We start from the raw sequence: 16,303 nt of genomic DNA on the forward strand, positions 1-16,303 counted from the left end.
GCACCGGTTCGAAGCATGAGGCACCCGCCTTCAGGCGTTTCCGCAACTCCGGAGACCCTCAGAGGAAAAAGATACTTGATCCGAAGGCCTGATCAGGCGATCTTCGCATCAGATGTCACGCCACTTGGGGAATGTCGGCTTAATGGATTTGAAGAACGTTTCAACCATGGAATTGTCGTAACAATTGCCCTTACCACTGATCGAAGCCTTGAAGCCGTGCTTAGATAGGCGGCGTTGATACTCGTTGGAACAATATTGCGACCCGCGATCCGTATGGTGAATGCAGCCTTCGGGCGGCTGTCGCAAAGCAACGGCCATATCTAACGCCCGGATCGCCAGATCCCGTTTCATGCGGTTACTGACCACTGACCGGCAGTCGATACAAAGTATCGATGAGAAGGGGCCCATCCGATGACGCGACGGGAGTGCAAATCAAGGATGACGGCCAGATGCAGCCACCCTTCACTGGTCCAGATATAGGATATGTCGCCAGCCCATTTCTGGTTGGGACCATCCGCTGAGAAATCCTGATCCAGCAGATTAGGCGCCATGTTGAACGTGTGATTGCCCCATACAGTCCTTTTTCCAATTACCGACATTCGCTGCGTTTCGGGAAATTGGTAGTTTGTCTCTTTGCGGACTTTCGCTGTTTCCTCATAGGATCTTTATGTTGAAGGTTCGCTTCTTCTTGAGCCGAAATCAGGTTTTGCACCCGCAGCGAAAGTCCGCATTCCGCCCTTGGCGTCGGCGCTGGCATTAAAGCCAGTCCAATTTCGTAGTTGCAGAGAAAGTCGGCAATGAACCGTTTCACCGGAATGCTGGACCGTGCGCCCAAACAGTCATTGAATAACGTATACCGCTTATGACCGGCGTGACCTGATGAAGCGTGAAGCTTGGAAAAACACTGATACACCCCTGAGCACGATTGGCGGTGAGAATTTGAGCGCCGGGCATAATTTCCAGATTGCCACCTTCGTAGGTATCGGCACCACTTAATTGTAACACGAGGGTAAGCTTTCGTTTTCCAGAGGTATGACCGCCACCGATATCAGAGTGCCACGCAAAATGCCCGCTATTTGACGACTTGTAGATTGCCACCTGAGGACTTTCTGCAAACTCGCACAGATCAAATTCAAACCGATCTCTGTTTGATCTCCGAACAATCTCGATCAGGCGCTCCATCACCCATTCCATGCCAACCACATTATCTGTCCAGACCAACTCTGCTTTGCGAAGATTGTGATCTTTATTTCGGCCGACGAGGAGAGCTTCATCGGTTGGGGCTTCGGAAATCCTTGCAATAATCAGCTCGCATTCACTTGTAGTAAACGCATCGGGCACCGCATGTAGTGAGAGCATTCCGTTCACCTTTTCGAATGGCAAAGAGACTTCTTCAGAGCGCACGCTGGGTCGTAATCAACTTGTCAGCAGTAAAGGGCTCAGCGCCGCCTCTTAGCATGAATTGATCGCCTATGGGCGAAAGATAAAGCCAAAGATTTCCCTGTGCTGCAAAAAATAGCAATGGCGGCTTTTGGGAAGCCGCATTTCAGCGATGCTCGGCTTGGTGAACGTCCAGTACGGGCCGTGAGAGACTTAAGGCTGCCTCAGCGACGTTTTGGTCGCACTAAAGTGCCGCAGGTCCGGCCAAAACCCTTTAAACAAGCTGAAACGGACATGGACCCGAAGTGATGCGCCCTATCGTTTTCGATTGGTATTGCTGCTTAATCTAGTAATAGAAAACAATGTTTTCCACATCGTTGAAATCAGTTTTACATCACGCCAGATACTTCCCCTTGTGGTCGGCGCTGACCGCTGTCCGATGGCGCTCCTTTGACTCTCGGTCTCGTGGATTGGGCACGACATTTGAAACCGTCATGCGTTGGTTTCCGCCTGCAAGAAGCCGATTTGACCGCGAAGCCAAACGGGTTTTTCCTGATATGAAGCGCGGCGCACGCGCTAAGTTAGGCCAAGACATGGGCCGGCATATGGGGAGAACACTATTTGAGATTTATCACGATGCTGAATTTCAAATCCAACACCATAAATTCATGGCCTCAGGTCCTGGCCTTGTCGCCCTGAAAGAGGCGCAAGCGGCTGGCAAGGGAGCGATCATTGTTTCAGGTCATTTTGGTCAGTGGGAAGCTGTTCGCGCCGTGATCAAAATGCATGGGCTTGAAAGCGGAGCTGTGTATCGACCGCACAAAAACCGCCACTATGCACGCCGCATCCTTGCTGGTATTGAGGCAGGGGGGAAGCCGATTTTGGCAACCGGCCACGTTGGAACCAGGGCTCTAGTGCGGCATCTGCGGGATGGTGGCATTATTTCAATCTTGTTAGATGAAAAACATTCGGAAGGTGTAAGGATACCGTTTCTCGGGCATGACGCCCTCACATCTCTCTCGGCGGCCCAGCTTGCACTCAAATACGATCTGCCCATGATCCCTGCATTTGGCACCCGCATTGATGATGGGAACGCCTTTCGCGTGGAATTCGAAGCCCCAATCCCCCACACCGACAGTATCACTATGACGCGTGTTTTTAACGATAGTCTATCTGCGCGGATCATGGCGGATCCAGAACAGTGGTACTGGATGCTGAGACGGTGGGAGGGTGCCTGAGGGTCTTCCCAAGCCGAAGTCCGCGGCCCTGATGACCGCACTTGATCAGGTCAATGACCGCTTCGGAAAGAAAACTATGGTGCTGGCAAGCAAAGGGATGAAGGGGCCTTGGCAGCTGAGATCCAACCACCGGAGCCCCAGATACACTCCGGCTCGCCTGACCCGGCATCCGCATGCAGAACGAACACCCCATCAGCGGCTATTTGAATGTCGGCTGTCGCTGTTGACTCAATCTTACCTCGCGCTTGCAGCGGAAGTCTGCAGTCCGCCCCTCCTGCCCTAAGACGCATAAGTCCTTATATGTGCCAGCAGAGCAATCGCCCCTCTGCCCCACATTCCCTGGTAATTTTCCCCTTTTTCCATAGGATGTTAGCAGCACGGCCTTACATCTTAACGGAACCCCATGTGGGGGCAGGGCAAACGCATGAAACTGGATTTCATTGAAGCGAGGTGTTTTCGATACAATTCGCTTTTCTGGCATGAGGGAAAATGCCGACTTCTTGCCACTATTGGTGGATGTTAGGCGGGGTGGTCGGTCGCCAAGGTTGTTCATGCGTTTGCCCTGCATGTGGGGGCTGAATTCGACAACTACTGGGAGGCGCAAAAGCAAAGCGCGCTTGTCACTCTAAGCCAGGACGAAGGCCTCAAAGGCGAAGCGCTGGACAAAGTGCTTGCAAACTATCTGTTCACTGAAAAAACCCCAATGCGCGATGACGTCATTGGGATTATGGAGACCCGCCCTGCCCTACGCGAGCGCCGCAGCGTTGCGGATCGGGTGATCGAGAAGATTAAGGCCTTCGTGGAGACGTTTGTTGAGGGGGTGGATTAGGGGTCGTGCATGGGTGCCCCCTAAATTGAACAAGCAAGAAAAAAGGACTCACCTGGCAGAGGGCGGAAGCACCATCGGGTCCGTATCCAGATCAAGGTAGTTCGGGTTATCCCGGCACACCCAGGTCAAAACGGTACTGGCAGGATCCGGGGCCTGCGCAAACAACCCCGCTGCCTCTTCATAGCGCGCGGGTGACGTACTTGCTGCGTACATGCCCGCGAGGTTATCCCGCAGACCGGCAATATTTTCAACTCCAAGATCAGAGCGGAACGCGCTCGCCCCTCCATCGGGGTTCAGCACAAAGAAGAAATAATCCCGCCGCGTCAGCATCACCTCAAGGACCGTGCGCACCATCGGGCTGGCAGGGTTTACCAGGGCCGAATAAGCTTGAAAGCCGTAGATATTGAACACAAACTGGCACAGCTGCGCGCCGCGCAGATCCAGCATGCGGTGACCAAAGGCGAACCCAAGCCCAAGTATCTCGCCTGGGATCGGCGTCGCCGGTCGCATGGCCAGAAACCCTGTCTGTGCGCCATTGGCTTCAACCAAACCCATACCAAAACAGGGCGCGGGAGCCTCGGAAAAATCCTCCATGAAGGCGCGGTTCATAATCAGCTCAGGCAGGCCGGACATTCAAAACCCTCCCGGCACGAAACGATAGCCGCGTTTGCGCTTGCGCTGCGTGATATCCGCTAGGGCATCGACCGCCCGTCCCTCGTCAGGGTGGTGCTCAACCTGCACTTTTCCTGGGCTTCCTACCCGTCCCCATTCGCGGATCAGCGACGCGCCTCCAAAGAGGTCGCGCTGCACCGTCATCAGATAGAAGCGCCGCATATTTTTGGCAGGGACGTCCCGTCGCAAATGAAGCCGGTCGGGGAACACTTCAAACTGGTCCGCGTCAAAGGACATCAATGCAGCACCGGTTTTTCCGCAACATAGGTCACAAGCATTTGCGCGCGGGCGCGTTTGCACGACTGGATAGCGACGTTCATTTCCTTTTCTGCGATGATACTCAGCTCACGCACCTACTTGATCATCCCGTCCAGCTCTTTGATGTCCGTGGGCATGGTGTTCTTCGTTGCCAAACCATGCAAGCCCACCAGCATGGCGCGCATTTCGCCCAGGATATTGGTCGCGCGATGGGCCTTTTCGGGCAGGTCTATTTCCTCGTGCCCAGCAAACAGCCCTTCGATAAACCCATCAATCTCTTCGCGCCGCAGCAAAGACAGGCGCGCAAGCACCTCCCAGCTCGGTTGCGGGCTCTTCATCCGTGTCAGTTTGAAAGGGTTCGTGCGGTTTTGATACGCGCTCAGCCCATTCCAGAGGCCTCGCATCAAGCCCATCATCAAGAGTTCAGCGTCTTGCTTGGTTTCAAACTCGGGCAACTCGCCGCCCCATAAATCACGAATGGTCTGCATCGGGGAGGCCGTCATATCCGGCGTGGCGATATTGCCCATAAACAAAGCCCGCACCGCGTGAAACGGCAGCGGGCACGCATGCTTTTCAAGCAGCGCCGTGATCACCTGGTCGCTCAGCCGGTCGAGTTTAGACGCTTTAGCCATCGCAGAATCATACCCCCCGGAAAAGCACGCCTGCCAGCAGCAAGCCCCAGGCAATCGTCATCAGCCAAAAGCCGGAGATCGGCAAGGCTACCACGGCCACACCGAGAACCGGGAGCAGCTACCAGCGCGGCGCAAATAAGAGAGATCACAAAGACGATAAAGGTCGGGGCTGTCAGTCGCATAGGGGGAAATCCTGTTGTTTTATTTCAGGCAATCATGTCCCCCGTGCCACAGAAAGGCCAGTGACAAGAGCGAACGTGCGCGATCCCACAGTGGTCTTGTCACTTTTTGCCGCCACGAAAGACTTCTTCCACCGAGGGTGTCTCGCCGCATGACCGACAAGCCTCAAACACCAGATTTGACAATAACTCCCGTTCGCCACGGCCGACACCAAGGGCGGATTGCGGACCTTCGCTGCGCGCGCAAACTAAATTGGGCAACTTGAAGAAAGCGGACACTCGGGGCTGCGACTCAGTTTTTCGATGTGCAAACGCAGCTAACCGCGGCTCTGAGCCCAATCTGTTCGCTCGTCAGAGTGCAGCCAATGTCTTGTTAAGCAATGAGGTTCGTTCAATCGCTATTGGTTATAGACAGGTTTGTTGGTGCTTCATGCGCGCCGATGCAAAGACGGTGATCGCCGAGCACTTGGATAACGCGGCAATCCCCTGCTTGCCCCTTATCGTCCGCGTTTGCCATCCGCGCCAGTTCTTTGCGAAGCTGCGCAAGAATGGTCATGCGTCGGTCCACTGCCGCGAGCTGCTTTCGAGCGATCTCATGGGCGGGCGCACAATCTTCGGCAGGCTCTTCGGCCAGAGCCATCAACTCCGCGATGTCATCGAGCCCGAACCCCAGTTCCCGCGCATGGCGCAGGAAGGCCAGCCGTTCAAGCGCGGCGTCGTCGTATCGCCGCTGCCCGCCTTCCGTGCGCCCAGGTGACGGGATCAGGCCCCGGCTTTCGTAGTAGCAGATCGTCGTCACCTTCACGCCGGTCTGGCGCGACATCTGCCCGATTGAATACTCTTTCACACTTGCTCCTTGAAGCTACAGTCCCTGTAGATCGTATCTATATGAAAAGGATGCGAATCGAAAGGAGCTACCGATATGGGACACGGCCATCATCATCACGTCGACCCCGAAGCGGGCGACCGCCGCGTCTTCGCCGCCATTGCCGTCAATATGGGGCTCACAGTCGCGCAGGTCATAGGCGGTATCATGTCCGGATCGCTGGCTTTGATCGCGGACGCGCTGCATAACTTCTCCGACGCGATCTCGCTCATCATCGCTTTCGGCGCGCGCAAAATAGCGCGACGGCCACGAGACGCGGAGATGACCTTCGGCTATGGCCGGGTCGAGGTTGTTGCGGCACTCATTAACTACACGACACTGATCGTGATAGGCCTCTACCTTCTCTACGAAGCCGCAATGCGTTTTGCCAACCCTCAGGATGTCGAGGGTTGGATTATCGCGGGCATCGCTCTTGTTGTTGATGTGGTGACGGCTATGCTGACTTACGCCATGTCCAAGTCCAGCGTGAACATCCGTGCTGCCTTCCTGCACAATGTGGCTGACGCACTCGGTTCCGTCGCCGTGATCTTCGCCGGCACACTGATCCTGCTTTACGACTGGCGGCTGATCGACCCAATCGTGACGGTGATGATCGCGGGCTACATCTTGTGGCAATCCTTCCGTGAGATCGGTCCTGTGATCCGCATCCTGATGCTGGGCTCGCCGCCCGAGATCGAGACGGAAGCTGTCCTCAATACAGTGCGCGGCATCGACGGCGTGACCGGCATCCACCACGCACATTTTGGGCAGATGGACGAACATCGCGCTGCGCTGGACGCTCATATCGTCATTGCGGAGGGACGCTGGAATGACGCAGACGCTGTAAAGGACCGGATCAAGGCCGCGCTGTCCGACCAATTCGATATCGAGCACACCACGCTGGAGCTGGAATGTGCGCGCCACGCTTGCGATGACCCATCCGAGTTCGGCGGGCGGGGACACGGCGAGGAGCAGCACGGATGAGCGATATTGTTCCCGTCACGCTGATCATCGCCCTTTTCTGCGAAACAGCGTTGATCGCGATGCTGGTCTGGTCGATCTTTGCCCCTGATTGCCGCCTCTGGCCCCCTCGGCATGTGAGTTCGTTTAGCCAGATCATGGTTTGGATGCCCACCATCTCGGTTTGCGGCAGCGCCATTATCGTGGGCCTCATTCAATGGAATGCCTTGGGCTGGGCCTTGTTGCATAGATCAAGGTCAACTCGGAACGCGCCCTACCCGAGACGGAATTCAGGCGGTGCGTTCAAAACTTGGGCGGCCAAGGCCGATTATCCGGTTGAGAACCCGAACGCCAATCCTGGCTTCTGTTTTCTGATTTTCGAAGTTGCGCGCCTTTAGCTTCGGCCCAATAACTGTTTTCCAGCGGCCCATGAGAGTTTCGCCCCGGCTGCGGCGATTGTAGCCAGTGGCTTTTTGCCAGGCCATCCGCCCGCGAGCTGCGATCTCGGCTACATGACAGTCACGTTCCGTCGGATCTTTGGGCGCATTGGGGCTCAGTATTGCGTTTTTGGGAGGTGGGATCGTGACCTCGATCGTCGATCCGAACCGAGTGGCAAGCAATTCAGATGTTGGTTCTCCGTCGTAAGCTCCATCTGCGAGGAACAGATCAACAGGACCGTCGACTTGATCCAACAGGTCTGGCAGCGCCGTCGGAGAGTTATGGTGGAATTTGGGTGATGGCGTGATTTGAAAGGCGGCGTATTGTGGCAGGTGTCAAAGCCGGCCAGAACCTCACAAGGAGCAATACGCCTATGAAGAACGATACACAGATCCTGCCGTTCCACCAATCGGAAACGATCGTAGATCCGTTGACAGAGCTTGCACGGGAGGGTGCCCGCCGGATGTTGGCGGAAGCGCTGAAAGCCGAAGCTGATGCATTTGTCGCCAGCTTTGCAGATGAACAGCTGGAGGATGGCCGCCAGCGGATTGTGCGGCATGGATTTGGCCCTGAACGGCAGATCCAGACCGGCATTGGTTCTCTGGATGTCCAGCGGCCCAAGGTGCGCGACCGGCTGGCAACACCTGATCCGTCCAAAAAAATCCGCTTTACATCGAACATACTGCCGAAATGGGCGCGCCGCTCGGTAAGCTTAGATGCCTTGTTGCCGGTGCTTTATCTGAAAGGCATTTCAACGGGTGATTTTCAAGAAGCGCTGTCAGCCATTATGGGCACCGACGCGCCGAACCTTTCGCCAAGCGTCATTTCGCGACTGACGGCTGGATGGCAGGCACAATATGACACCTGGACCCGGCGTGATCTCTCTGCTCGTCACTATGTCTACATCTGGGCCGATGGCGTCTATCTTCAGGCCCGGATGGAAGAAAATGCCGAATGCATGCTGGTGATCATCGGTGCAACACCGGAGGGCAAGAAAGAATTGATCGGCTTTCAGGTCGGTCTGCGGGAGAGCGCACAGAGTTGGCATGAGTTACTGACCGACATAAAAAGTCGTGGGTTGTCCGTCGCACCGGAAATTGCGGTTGGTGACGGGGCCATGGGGTTTTGGAACGCGCTGGACAGGGCATTTCCAGGCACAAAACACCAACGGTGTTGGGTGCATAAGGTGAAGAATGTTCTGAATTGTTTTCCCAAGCAGATGGCACCGGCTGTGAAGTCAGATCTGGATAACATCCAGCACGCAGGGACGCGCAAAGAAGCAGAAGCGGCGCTGGCAGTGTTCTCTGAGAAATATGAGGTCAAATATCCAAAGGGCGTTGCATGTCTAATCAAGGATCAAGACGCGATGCTCGCATTCTTTAATTTTCCGGCGGAACATTGGGGCCATCTACGCACTTCAAACCCTATAGAAAGCGTGTTTGCCACCGTCCGACACAGAACGGTTCGTACCAAAGGCGCACTGTCGCAAAAAACTGCAAAGCTGATGGTTTTTACCCTCATTCAGGCCGCATCAAAGAAATGGTTGAGGCTCAAGGGTAGAAACCAGTTGCCAAAAGTCATCGATGGCATCAAATTCAACGACGGTGTCGAAGTGACCGGTGACACCGAAAACCACGCCGCCTAATGATGCGCGTCACCCAAATTCAAGCATAGCTCCCGTCGGATCGCCGACGTCATCCTTGGTTAGATCACAGCAGACGATCTCGCCACTGACAAGATCAAGACCGAGGTGGAGCTTGCGCCAAGAGCGCCGTTTGCGCTTTGTTTTGTGCTTCTCCTCGAGCCAGTCACCCTCGCCGAAGATTTTTAGGCCAGTACTGTCCACGACCAAATGGACTGGCTTACCGCCTCCGGGCTTCTGCGTCGCACGCAGTGTTAGCCCACTGCTCCTGCGCGATAAGGTGGAGAAATCAGGCACTGCGATCTCAACCCCAAGCAACCCCGCGATACTGCGCATCAGGCCTTGGGTCTGGCGCAGCGGTTGTTTGAAAACCACGCCCAGCGTCAGACAAATCTCAACCGCTAGGTCCGAATACTTCCGCTGGCTACCTCGGATTGTCCGAGGCGGTGCCGACCACAGGCCAAGCGCGTCTTTGCTGATCCAGACAGTCAGATCACCGCGTTGTCGCAGGCCTTCGTTGTATTCGGACCAATTGGGGTATCGTCAAGTTGACGGGGGCCGATGCCACGTTCGTGCAAAAGATCCCCCACATTCCAAAGCGAAAGCGTGAAACGAACGGACATCATCACTGCTAAACGGATAATCTCTGGGCTCGTCTTGAAGTAGCGGAAAGGGCTGTGTTTTGTCATCCTGCGACGCTAATTCCGCGCCCTGCCCGGCTCCACCGATTTTGCTTTGATAGTGCACCAAATAGAGCGGCGCTACCAATTCCACCAGCAGCAGCAATTGCCGCAAGTCCGAAACCTGGTCTTTGTGTTAGTTCATCAAAGATGTTCACAGCCAAAATGGCTCCCGAAGCGCCAATGGGATGCCCCCGAGCTAGAGATCCCCCCTCTAAGTTGACCAAGTTCAGTGGCAACTGTGCGCCTCGCTGGCAAACCAACGCCTGTACTGCGAAAGCCTCCATTATCTCTATATGGCTGAGGTCCTCTGCCGCGATTCCAGTTCGCTTAAGCAGTGTTTTTATAGCCATTATGGGGGCTTCACCCGGCATGTCTGGCTGTGCGCCAACGCTGATACCAGAAATAAATTTTAGACCTTGTAGGCCATGTTGTTCGGCGAAGTCTGCCGAAGTCATGACAACTACCGCGGCGCAATCTGCAGCGACAGCCATGTTCGCGACCGAAATACTCCCGCTTACAGACGATGCTCGATTGCACAGCGCCATGCTAAGATTTCGCGGGAATGCATCTTTAGTCACTCCTGCGACTTCTACGATCCGAGCAGTAGAGTGGGTTGATTGTGAAGCTATTGCTTTTCGATGACTCTCTATTGCCCAAGCATCTTGTTCGGCTTTGGATATCCCATATTTGGAAGCAAGTTGGTCAGCTGCAACCGCCATATCAGGATCTCGGTCGGGCCAAGGCGTGAACTGAGCCTGATCGTATTGTTCTGCCACCCGATCATCATGAAACGTCCGATACCGCAAAGGCCTTCGCGAATAACTCTCTACTCCACCAGCGATGACCACCTGATGGCTTCCCGATCTGATTAAGGCATCAGCGAGCGTAATCGCATCAAGACCTCCTGAGCATTGTCGATCAATTGTGAGACCGGCGACGGATTCAGATAACCCCACGTTCAACGCGACAATACGTGCCGGGTTCCCTCCCCCACCAAGGGCGTTGGCAAGGATGACCTCATCGACCTGTTCCATTCTAATCTGGGCATCTTCGATAGCTTGCTCCAGAACTGGTTTTGCCAATTCTTCAAGCGACAGGTTAGACAATGCGCCTCCACGTGGTACAACCGCGCTGCGGCGGGCTGCTAAGAGGACCGACGCCGACACGGCTAAACACCCAACCGATTGTGAAGTGCCAAGTAGTCTAGTTTTCCCGACAAAAGAAGCGGCATCTCGGTCACAAAATGCACCTCACGAGGTACTGAGTGTGAACCGAGTCCCAACCGGCATCGACTTACGATTGCCTCCTTGTCAATCGACGTGTCGCCTGATTGGACAAAGCACACGGGGACATGTCCGCGTCGATCATCCTTCTTCGCAATGACGGCGCAGTGATCAATACCGAAGATGGTCCCTATCGTTCGTTCAATCTCGTCCAAGAATACATTGTTGTCTGCGACGGTGATCATTCGGTTTTTTCGTCCTAGGACAAACAGTCTGCCATCGTCGTCAAAATATCCCATCTCTCCCACGGTCAAATAACTGCCAATCCGGCGGGTGTCTTGGCTTTCACCGATCTCATATGCATCGAACAGAAACGGGCTTCTAACCCAGATTTCCCCAACTTCGAATGGAACGGTTGCCTGACCGTCGCCAATTCTAACATCTACGCCGGGATATGGTCTCCCAACCGATCCTGAAGGGGTATTGAGGTCAGAAATGGTGATGAAACTGGTCTCACTTGCCCCATAGAATTCATAAGTGATCGCGTTTGAGAAAAACATGTTCAATTCGCTTCGCAGTGATCCAGTTAACTCGCCCCCTCCGCAAAAGACGTGGGTGACGGTATTAAAACCAGTTGTTTGGTTGGTTTTTGCGCCCTTCAACAGCAACTTTAGCTGTGTGGGGGTCGCGTAAATGACCGAAACTTTGTGGTCATCAATCAAACTTGCTTGCCGAGCTGGGCCAACATTAGACAAACAGCAGAGAGACGCCCCGATGCTCATTGCTTCAACCGCTGCATAAAGCGTCAGCGAATGGCCTAACGATCCAAAAGTTGCATAGATGTCAGTCGTTTTGATGCCAAAATGACTGCGGGTGATATCAAAGGACTTATTCCAAGATGACGGGCTTCTGCGGATAACTTTAGGGGTTCCCGTTGATCCTGATGTTTCACAGATTAGCCATTGTCGTGACGCTACCTCGATGGCAATCGACCTCTGAGCTGTCTGGCTTGCCCAAATCGTCATCTTTTCTCGCAAACCTGCGATAAGCGCGCCTAATTCCGGCGTCAGTGGGGTGAGCACCTCGAAGTCGTCGTGTAAGATGAATTCGCCAAGGTTGGTCATTTTCGACCGCCTAACTGCTCAATGCTCAATGCCTCAAATATTGAAATCCGCTCCATGACGCGCTCGCGGCCTAATACCTGCATAATTGAGTACAGGTCCTGAGAGTTTGGACTGGCGGTCACGCGTGTGACTGCGGCATCATCATCAAGCTCTCGGGACGGAAACTCAGCTTCTAGCTGATCGAGGCTTTGAAGGGAGTTTGGGAAAACCCTGTTGATATTGTCGGTCGTGATCATGCGCCTTGCTTCAACTCAAGCTCGACAAAGACCATTTTGGCCTTCCCATCGTTGACAACATTGTGCCGCACACCCGCTTTGCGAAAATAGCTATCGCCTTGCTCTGTACTTGCGTTCTGTGGCCCATCGTCTGTTTCAATGAGCATGGTGCATTCTGTAATGGCCGTGACTGTGTAGTCCATGAGATGACGGTGCCATCCTGTTTCTTGGCCGGGTTCAAACTCATATCGTGTGACCCGCACCTGTTCATTCTCAATGAGAACGGTGGCGGTCGCTTCGGCTCTATTCGTCACGGTTCTTCCTCCTCCAAAGTGTTGAAGCCATAAAAATTTGAATATTCAGCAAGCTCGGCTCGATCCGTCCGAAACTGGTTGATCGGTGCGACTATGTCGGGAAGTCCAAGCGCAATTCCACAAACAATCATCTCGTCTTCCGGCAAGCCCAGCTGTCGGTGCACGACAGCTCCATAGTTTGCGATGGCACCAATTCCGGTAGCACCAAGCCCCGCATCTTCAGCGGCAAGGAGAAACGTCATGACAGCCATTCCCATATCCATGAAACAGCCCTTGCCCATGTTGCGGTCAATGGTGACGACCACCCCAACAGGGGCGTTGAAAAAAAGGTAGTTCTGCGCAAATTGCTCTCTACGGCCCTTCACGTCTCGCCGTTCAATCCCTTGGGCACCATAGAGTGCGTACCCTGCCGCCCGTTGGCGATCCTTAAGCGCGGCAGGCATAGGTTCAGGAAAGTAGGAATATTCCAGATCGATCTCTTGGCCGCTGGTGTGTGCCAACGTTAGCTGTGTTTTGAGCGCATCCAAGTTTGTTCCTGTCAGCACATGAAACTTTCCGGGCTGCAGGTTTGCACCACTTGGCGCACGTCGTGCCGTGGTGCAAATTTTCTCCAGCGTTCGACGGTCAACAGGATCATCCAGAAACGCCCTGATTGAGCGTCTTTGCAGCATAAGTTTTTCGAAGCGAGAAATCATTGGATTTCGAGCCCGCCATAAACCTTCAATGCATCCCCAACATGGTCGATGCCATCGTGAGCAAGACTGGTGAACGACGAGATGAAGCGCCAACTGGGCGTAGGCTTAGGTCGAGCATACCAAGCACCGTTAACCCAGTACATTTTTTTCCCAGTCTGATTGGATATGCTCTAGATCAAGCGATCGACTGTCTTCTGACATCAGTTCCAAAACGCGTGGAGGCGTTAGTGGCAACTCATTGACCTTCTTACCCGTCGCGTTGGCAACGGCACATGCTATCGAAGCTCCTACGTTAAGAATTGGAACTTCGCCGGCACCCTTCGTGCCTAAAGGGCCCGCTGAAGGCGCACCTTCAAATAGATCTAGATCGATCGGGAGGACGTCTCCAACACTGGGTATTTTGTAGGTTTCAAAGCCGTCCTGATCGATGCGCCCTTTATCATTGATCGTTATTTCTTCACTTAACGCATAGCCCATACCTTGGACCACACCACCTTGAACTTGGCTGCGAATGGCCCGCGGGTTTATGGCTCGGCCCACGTCTTGCACCACACGATAGCTGAGAACAGAAACCTTTCCGGTTTCTTTGTGGACTGCTACTTCGCAATCGTGGACTGCAAAAACAGGAATATCGATCGCGTCAATGAAATGACCCGCAGCACATCCTGGCATTGCCGGTGTTCCGGGTGCCGTGAACGCTCCACTGCCCGCAATGGGACCATTACGAGCTTCGGCTTCTGCAATTACCGATTGAATGGGCATTCCCGATCCTGCCATGCCTGCAATCTCGACGCGCCCATTCACAAGAACAAGTTTATCGGTTGCTGTTTGGAGCAATTCACTAGCAATCTCGAATAGCTTGTCACGCACCTCAGCGCATGCAGCCGTACTGGCTGCCCCAATGGACACAGTTGTACGTCCGCCCCCAACTCCAAGATCTCGTCCTGACGCATCTGTGTCTGCTGTCTTCACGATGACATTGTCAGGATGTATGCCCAGTTCGGCCCCCACCATTTGAGGCAATGACTGCATCATCGTACCGGAGCCAATTTCAACTCCAGAGGTTACCAGCGTTGCGCTACCGTCTGCATTTAAGTTTACAGTGGCGGCGGACGGGCCAACAAATATGAACCAAGTGCCGACCGTAGTCGCCCGTCCATACAGATATTCGGACGTGTCAACCTCAGCAGGGCTATCCTTCGAAATGAGTACATCCATGCGGTCTAGCATCGGTCCTAGCACATCACCCTCAAAGACCTGCCCTGTCGCCCCAAGTGATCCGTCGCCCACGACATTCAATTTTCGGAACGCAACAGGGTCCATGCCGATTGCTTTGCAGATCTCATCAGTATGCCGTTCTAGAGCGAAGGTGTTGTAGACACCGTTGCATGCCCTAAAAGCGCCATTCGGAGGTGTGTTTGTATAAACAGCCTGACTAGAAATCTTGGCTGCACCTAACCGGTAGTTTCCACCTAAGGTGTGAGCAGTCATAGTTGTCAGGAATACTTGCTCACCGCCGTACGCGCCAGCGTCCATTAGGACAGTCCCTTCGCGCGCGACGATTTCACCGTCCTTTGTAACAGCGGACTTAAGGCGAATTTCTGCGTTTTCTCGACACAAACACGTTAGCATCTCTTCTTCTCGCGAATTGATAAGCGAGACCGGTTGACCCGTTTTTTTCGCGAGGATGGCGGCGTATGGTTCCAGAGAACAGTCGAATTTTAGCCCAAACCCACCGCCAACTGGCGGCACGGTCACGCGAACATGCGATTCAGGAATTTCAAGCACTTTTGCAGTTACATGTCGCACGGTCCAAGGCACTTGCGTCGAGGTTATGACGTGGAACCGTCCATCTTCAAATGAGGCAATGACAGCCCGGGGTTCAAAGGAAACATGATTTTGTCGACCTACGCGGTAGCATCCTTCAACAACAGTGATGTCATCTCTGTCGAATTCTGCTTGCGTATCCCCACGCCGCACCGTGGCTTCCCAAGCGATATTGCCTCCGCGAGCCGCGCCGTCGTAGAGAATTTCGTAGTCTTCCCAGTCTGGATGAATAAGACGGGCATCTTTTGCAAGCGACTGAGCCATTGTTAAGTTGGGTTTAGACGCTTCAATCTTGACGACGACTTTCTTCGCAGCTTCCAATGCTTGGCGTCGTGTCTTTGCGGCAATCGCAGCTATCGGTTCTCCGTGATAACGTACATGACCATCAGCAAAAATTGGATGATCGGCTATGCCAAGTCCGTGGGAACCGGGAGCATCCACCGAAGTCGCTATTCCCCGCACGCCTGGCATCTCTAGCGCAGCTTTTGCGTCTAGTTGAATGATTTTGCCTGACGCTACCTCAGAACGTACTAGGACAGCATGGAGTGTTTCAAGACCACCTTGGTCCACCGTGTATTTGGTTCGGCCCCGCAACTTATCCGAGGCGTCTCTTCGGGGGTAATCCATGACGGCGTTATTTTGTGCTTGTAGATATGTCATTGAACCAGCCCTCGCTCATCAGCAATCGAAGCCAAAGCATCCACAATTAACTCGTAACCAGTGCATCGACATAAGTTCCCTGTCATTGCTGACTTGATTTCAGCGCGTGAGGGATTGCTGTTGGTCTCAAAAAACTTGCTCATGGTCATCACCAACCCCGGAAAACACATGCCGCACTGTACGACGTCATGTTTCTCGAGCGCGGCTTGGACCGCATTGAACGTGCCCATCGGGGACAGGCCCTCAATTGTGGTAACTTCGGCTCCCTCGAGCATACCGATTGGACGAAGACATGCAGGCAGTGCTTCACCATTGATATGCACGTTGCACGTTCCGCAAAACCCTTCACCGCAGACGTCCTTAGCTCCAGTCAGGCGGAATGTGTCTCGCAGGACCTCCAATAGGCTAGTGCGTGGATCGCCGTGAAAGACCTGCTTTTCCCCGTTTATAGTTAAACGTATCGCCATCA

General features: G+C 54.0%; 18 protein-coding genes and 4 pseudogenes. 6 read left to right on the forward strand and 16 right to left on the reverse strand.

Annotated elements, in window-relative coordinates:
• Window positions 1-138: 138 nt before the first annotated feature.
• Window positions 139-584 (reverse strand): annotated as a pseudogene (locus tag OA238_RS30745) (IS3 family transposase); the annotation flags it as partial.
• A gap of 223 nt (window positions 585-807) precedes the next feature.
• Entirely contained in the window at window positions 808-1,359 is a 552-nt protein-coding gene (locus tag OA238_RS23420) for a 2OG-Fe(II) oxygenase (RefSeq protein ID WP_015497129.1), read from the reverse strand.
• 383 nt (window positions 1,360-1,742) lie between these two features.
• On the opposite strand from OA238_RS23420, the gene OA238_RS23425 reads away from it, so the two are divergent.
• The 3 genes from OA238_RS23425 (at window position 1,743) to OA238_RS23430 (ending at window position 3,447) form a co-directional block, all read left to right on the forward strand.
• Complete coding sequence (locus OA238_RS23425) at window positions 1,743-2,618, forward strand: lysophospholipid acyltransferase family protein (protein ID WP_044037474.1); 876 nt, start codon at window positions 1,743-1,745, stop codon at window positions 2,616-2,618.
• A 31-nt stretch (window positions 2,619-2,649) separates the two neighbouring features.
• On the forward strand, window positions 2,650-2,901 hold the full coding sequence (locus OA238_RS30750; RefSeq protein ID WP_015497131.1) for a DUF4113 domain-containing protein: 252 nt from the start codon (window positions 2,650-2,652) through the stop codon (window positions 2,899-2,901).
• Between the two features lie 285 nt (window positions 2,902-3,186).
• Entirely contained in the window at window positions 3,187-3,447 is a 261-nt protein-coding gene (locus OA238_RS23430; RefSeq protein ID WP_015497132.1) for a type I restriction endonuclease subunit R, EcoR124 family, read from the forward strand.
• 48 nt (window positions 3,448-3,495) lie between these two features.
• Here the strand turns inward: OA238_RS23430 and OA238_RS23435 are convergent, their stop codons facing one another.
• The 4 genes from OA238_RS23435 to OA238_RS23450 form a co-directional block, all read right to left on the reverse strand.
• Window positions 3,496-4,080 (reverse strand): hypothetical protein, encoded by a 585-nt coding sequence (locus OA238_RS23435; protein ID WP_015497133.1) that lies wholly within the window; start codon window positions 4,078-4,080, stop codon window positions 3,496-3,498.
• On the reverse strand, window positions 4,081-4,356 hold the full coding sequence (locus tag OA238_RS23440) for a WGR domain-containing protein (protein WP_015497134.1): 276 nt from the start codon (window positions 4,354-4,356) through the stop codon (window positions 4,081-4,083).
• A gap of 116 nt (window positions 4,357-4,472) precedes the next feature.
• The gene (locus tag OA238_RS23445; RefSeq protein ID WP_015497135.1) at window positions 4,473-5,009 is read right to left on the reverse strand and encodes a hypothetical protein; all 537 of its coding nucleotides are present in this window, start codon (window positions 5,007-5,009) and stop codon (window positions 4,473-4,475) included.
• Between the two features lie 570 nt (window positions 5,010-5,579).
• The gene (locus OA238_RS23450) at window positions 5,580-6,035 is read right to left on the reverse strand and encodes a MerR family transcriptional regulator (protein ID WP_015497136.1); all 456 of its coding nucleotides are present in this window, start codon (window positions 6,033-6,035) and stop codon (window positions 5,580-5,582) included.
• Window positions 6,036-6,110: 75 nt separating this feature from the next.
• Here OA238_RS23450 and OA238_RS23455 point away from each other — a divergent pair, with 75 nt between their 5' ends.
• Both OA238_RS23455 and OA238_RS32120 read left to right on the forward strand, forming a co-directional pair.
• Window positions 6,111-7,037, forward strand: coding sequence for a cation diffusion facilitator family transporter (locus OA238_RS23455; RefSeq protein WP_015497137.1), 927 nt, complete (start codon window positions 6,111-6,113; stop codon window positions 7,035-7,037).
• Entirely contained in the window at window positions 7,034-7,411 is a 378-nt protein-coding gene (locus OA238_RS32120) for a hypothetical protein (protein ID WP_051076568.1), read from the forward strand. The genes OA238_RS23455 and OA238_RS32120 overlap by 4 nt, the downstream gene beginning before the upstream one ends.
• On the opposite strand, the pseudogene OA238_RS34805 reads toward OA238_RS32120, so the two are convergent.
• Window positions 7,304-7,726 (reverse strand): annotated as a pseudogene (locus OA238_RS34805) (transposase); the annotation flags it as partial. The gene OA238_RS32120 and the pseudogene OA238_RS34805 sit on opposite strands and share 108 nt — an antisense overlap.
• A gap of 98 nt (window positions 7,727-7,824) precedes the next feature.
• Between OA238_RS34805 and OA238_RS23465 the strand changes: the two are divergent.
• Window positions 7,825-9,096 carry an IS256 family transposase gene (locus tag OA238_RS23465; protein WP_015497138.1) on the forward strand — a complete coding sequence of 424 codons (1,272 nt, stop codon included), beginning with the start codon at window positions 7,825-7,827 and terminating at the stop codon, window positions 9,094-9,096.
• 33 nt (window positions 9,097-9,129) lie between these two features.
• On the opposite strand, the pseudogene OA238_RS23470 reads toward OA238_RS23465, so the two are convergent.
• The 9 genes and pseudogenes from OA238_RS23470 to OA238_RS23510 all read right to left on the reverse strand — a co-directional run.
• Window positions 9,130-9,636 (reverse strand): annotated as a pseudogene (locus OA238_RS23470) (IS5 family transposase); the annotation flags it as partial.
• A gap of 17 nt (window positions 9,637-9,653) precedes the next feature.
• Window positions 9,654-9,782 (reverse strand): annotated as a pseudogene (locus tag OA238_RS34200) (IS6 family transposase); the annotation flags it as partial.
• Window positions 9,779-10,942 (reverse strand): thiolase family protein, encoded by a 1,164-nt coding sequence (locus OA238_RS23480; protein WP_015497139.1) that lies wholly within the window; start codon window positions 10,940-10,942, stop codon window positions 9,779-9,781. The gene OA238_RS23480 and the pseudogene OA238_RS34200, both read right to left, overlap by 4 nt.
• Before the next feature lie 2 nt (window positions 10,943-10,944).
• A complete protein-coding gene (locus tag OA238_RS23485; RefSeq protein ID WP_015497140.1) occupies window positions 10,945-12,123 on the reverse strand; it encodes an AMP-binding protein in 1,179 nt (392 codons plus the stop codon).
• On the reverse strand, window positions 12,120-12,359 hold the full coding sequence (locus OA238_RS23490; protein WP_044037478.1) for a hypothetical protein: 240 nt from the start codon (window positions 12,357-12,359) through the stop codon (window positions 12,120-12,122). The genes OA238_RS23485 and OA238_RS23490 overlap by 4 nt, the downstream gene beginning before the upstream one ends.
• Window positions 12,356-12,652, reverse strand: a complete 297-nt coding sequence (locus OA238_RS23495) for a cupin domain-containing protein (protein WP_015497141.1) — start codon at window positions 12,650-12,652, stop codon at window positions 12,356-12,358. Before OA238_RS23495 ends, OA238_RS23490 begins: the two co-directional genes overlap by 4 nt.
• The gene (locus OA238_RS23500; RefSeq protein WP_015497142.1) at window positions 12,649-13,347 is read right to left on the reverse strand and encodes a nitroreductase; all 699 of its coding nucleotides are present in this window, start codon (window positions 13,345-13,347) and stop codon (window positions 12,649-12,651) included. The genes OA238_RS23495 and OA238_RS23500 overlap by 4 nt, the downstream gene beginning before the upstream one ends.
• A gap of 129 nt (window positions 13,348-13,476) precedes the next feature.
• On the reverse strand, window positions 13,477-15,834 hold the full coding sequence (locus tag OA238_RS23505) for a xanthine dehydrogenase family protein molybdopterin-binding subunit (RefSeq protein WP_015497143.1): 2,358 nt from the start codon (window positions 15,832-15,834) through the stop codon (window positions 13,477-13,479).
• The gene (locus OA238_RS23510) at window positions 15,831-16,301 is read right to left on the reverse strand and encodes a (2Fe-2S)-binding protein (RefSeq protein WP_015497144.1); all 471 of its coding nucleotides are present in this window, start codon (window positions 16,299-16,301) and stop codon (window positions 15,831-15,833) included. The genes OA238_RS23505 and OA238_RS23510 overlap by 4 nt, the downstream gene beginning before the upstream one ends.
• Between the last annotated feature and the right edge of the window lie 2 nt (window positions 16,302-16,303).

This window comes from Octadecabacter arcticus 238 (assembly GCF_000155735.2).
Lineage (GTDB): Bacteria > Pseudomonadota > Alphaproteobacteria > Rhodobacterales > Rhodobacteraceae > Octadecabacter > Octadecabacter arcticus.

What these genes read in the sequence shown, in the direction of transcription:
- OA238_RS23420 (WP_015497129.1), bottom strand. Translation starts at nt 1,359, where the DNA reads ATGCTCTCACTACATGCGGTGCCCGATGCGTTTACTACAAGTGAATGC.
- OA238_RS23425 (WP_044037474.1), top strand. Translation starts at nt 1,743, where the DNA reads ATGTTTTCCACATCGTTGAAATCAGTTTTACATCACGCCAGATACTTC.
- OA238_RS30750 (WP_015497131.1), top strand. Translation starts at nt 2,650, where the DNA reads ATGACCGCACTTGATCAGGTCAATGACCGCTTCGGAAAGAAAACTATG.
- OA238_RS23435 (WP_015497133.1), bottom strand. Translation starts at nt 4,080, where the DNA reads ATGTCCGGCCTGCCTGAGCTGATTATGAACCGCGCCTTCATGGAGGAT.
- OA238_RS23440 (WP_015497134.1), bottom strand. Translation starts at nt 4,356, where the DNA reads ATGTCCTTTGACGCGGACCAGTTTGAAGTGTTCCCCGACCGGCTTCAT.
- OA238_RS23445 (WP_015497135.1), bottom strand. Translation starts at nt 5,009, where the DNA reads ATGGCTAAAGCGTCTAAACTCGACCGGCTGAGCGACCAGGTGATCACG.
- OA238_RS23455 (WP_015497137.1), top strand. Translation starts at nt 6,111, where the DNA reads ATGGGACACGGCCATCATCATCACGTCGACCCCGAAGCGGGCGACCGC.
- OA238_RS32120 (WP_051076568.1), top strand. Translation starts at nt 7,034, where the DNA reads ATGAGCGATATTGTTCCCGTCACGCTGATCATCGCCCTTTTCTGCGAA.
- OA238_RS23465 (WP_015497138.1), top strand. Translation starts at nt 7,825, where the DNA reads ATGAAGAACGATACACAGATCCTGCCGTTCCACCAATCGGAAACGATC.
- OA238_RS23485 (WP_015497140.1), bottom strand. Translation starts at nt 12,123, where the DNA reads ATGACCAACCTTGGCGAATTCATCTTACACGACGACTTCGAGGTGCTC.
- OA238_RS23490 (WP_044037478.1), bottom strand. Translation starts at nt 12,359, where the DNA reads ATGATCACGACCGACAATATCAACAGGGTTTTCCCAAACTCCCTTCAA.
- OA238_RS23500 (WP_015497142.1), bottom strand. Translation starts at nt 13,347, where the DNA reads ATGATTTCTCGCTTCGAAAAACTTATGCTGCAAAGACGCTCAATCAGG.
- OA238_RS23505 (WP_015497143.1), bottom strand. Translation starts at nt 15,834, where the DNA reads ATGACATATCTACAAGCACAAAATAACGCCGTCATGGATTACCCCCGA.
- OA238_RS23510 (WP_015497144.1), bottom strand. Translation starts at nt 16,301, where the DNA reads ATGGCGATACGTTTAACTATAAACGGGGAAAAGCAGGTCTTTCACGGC.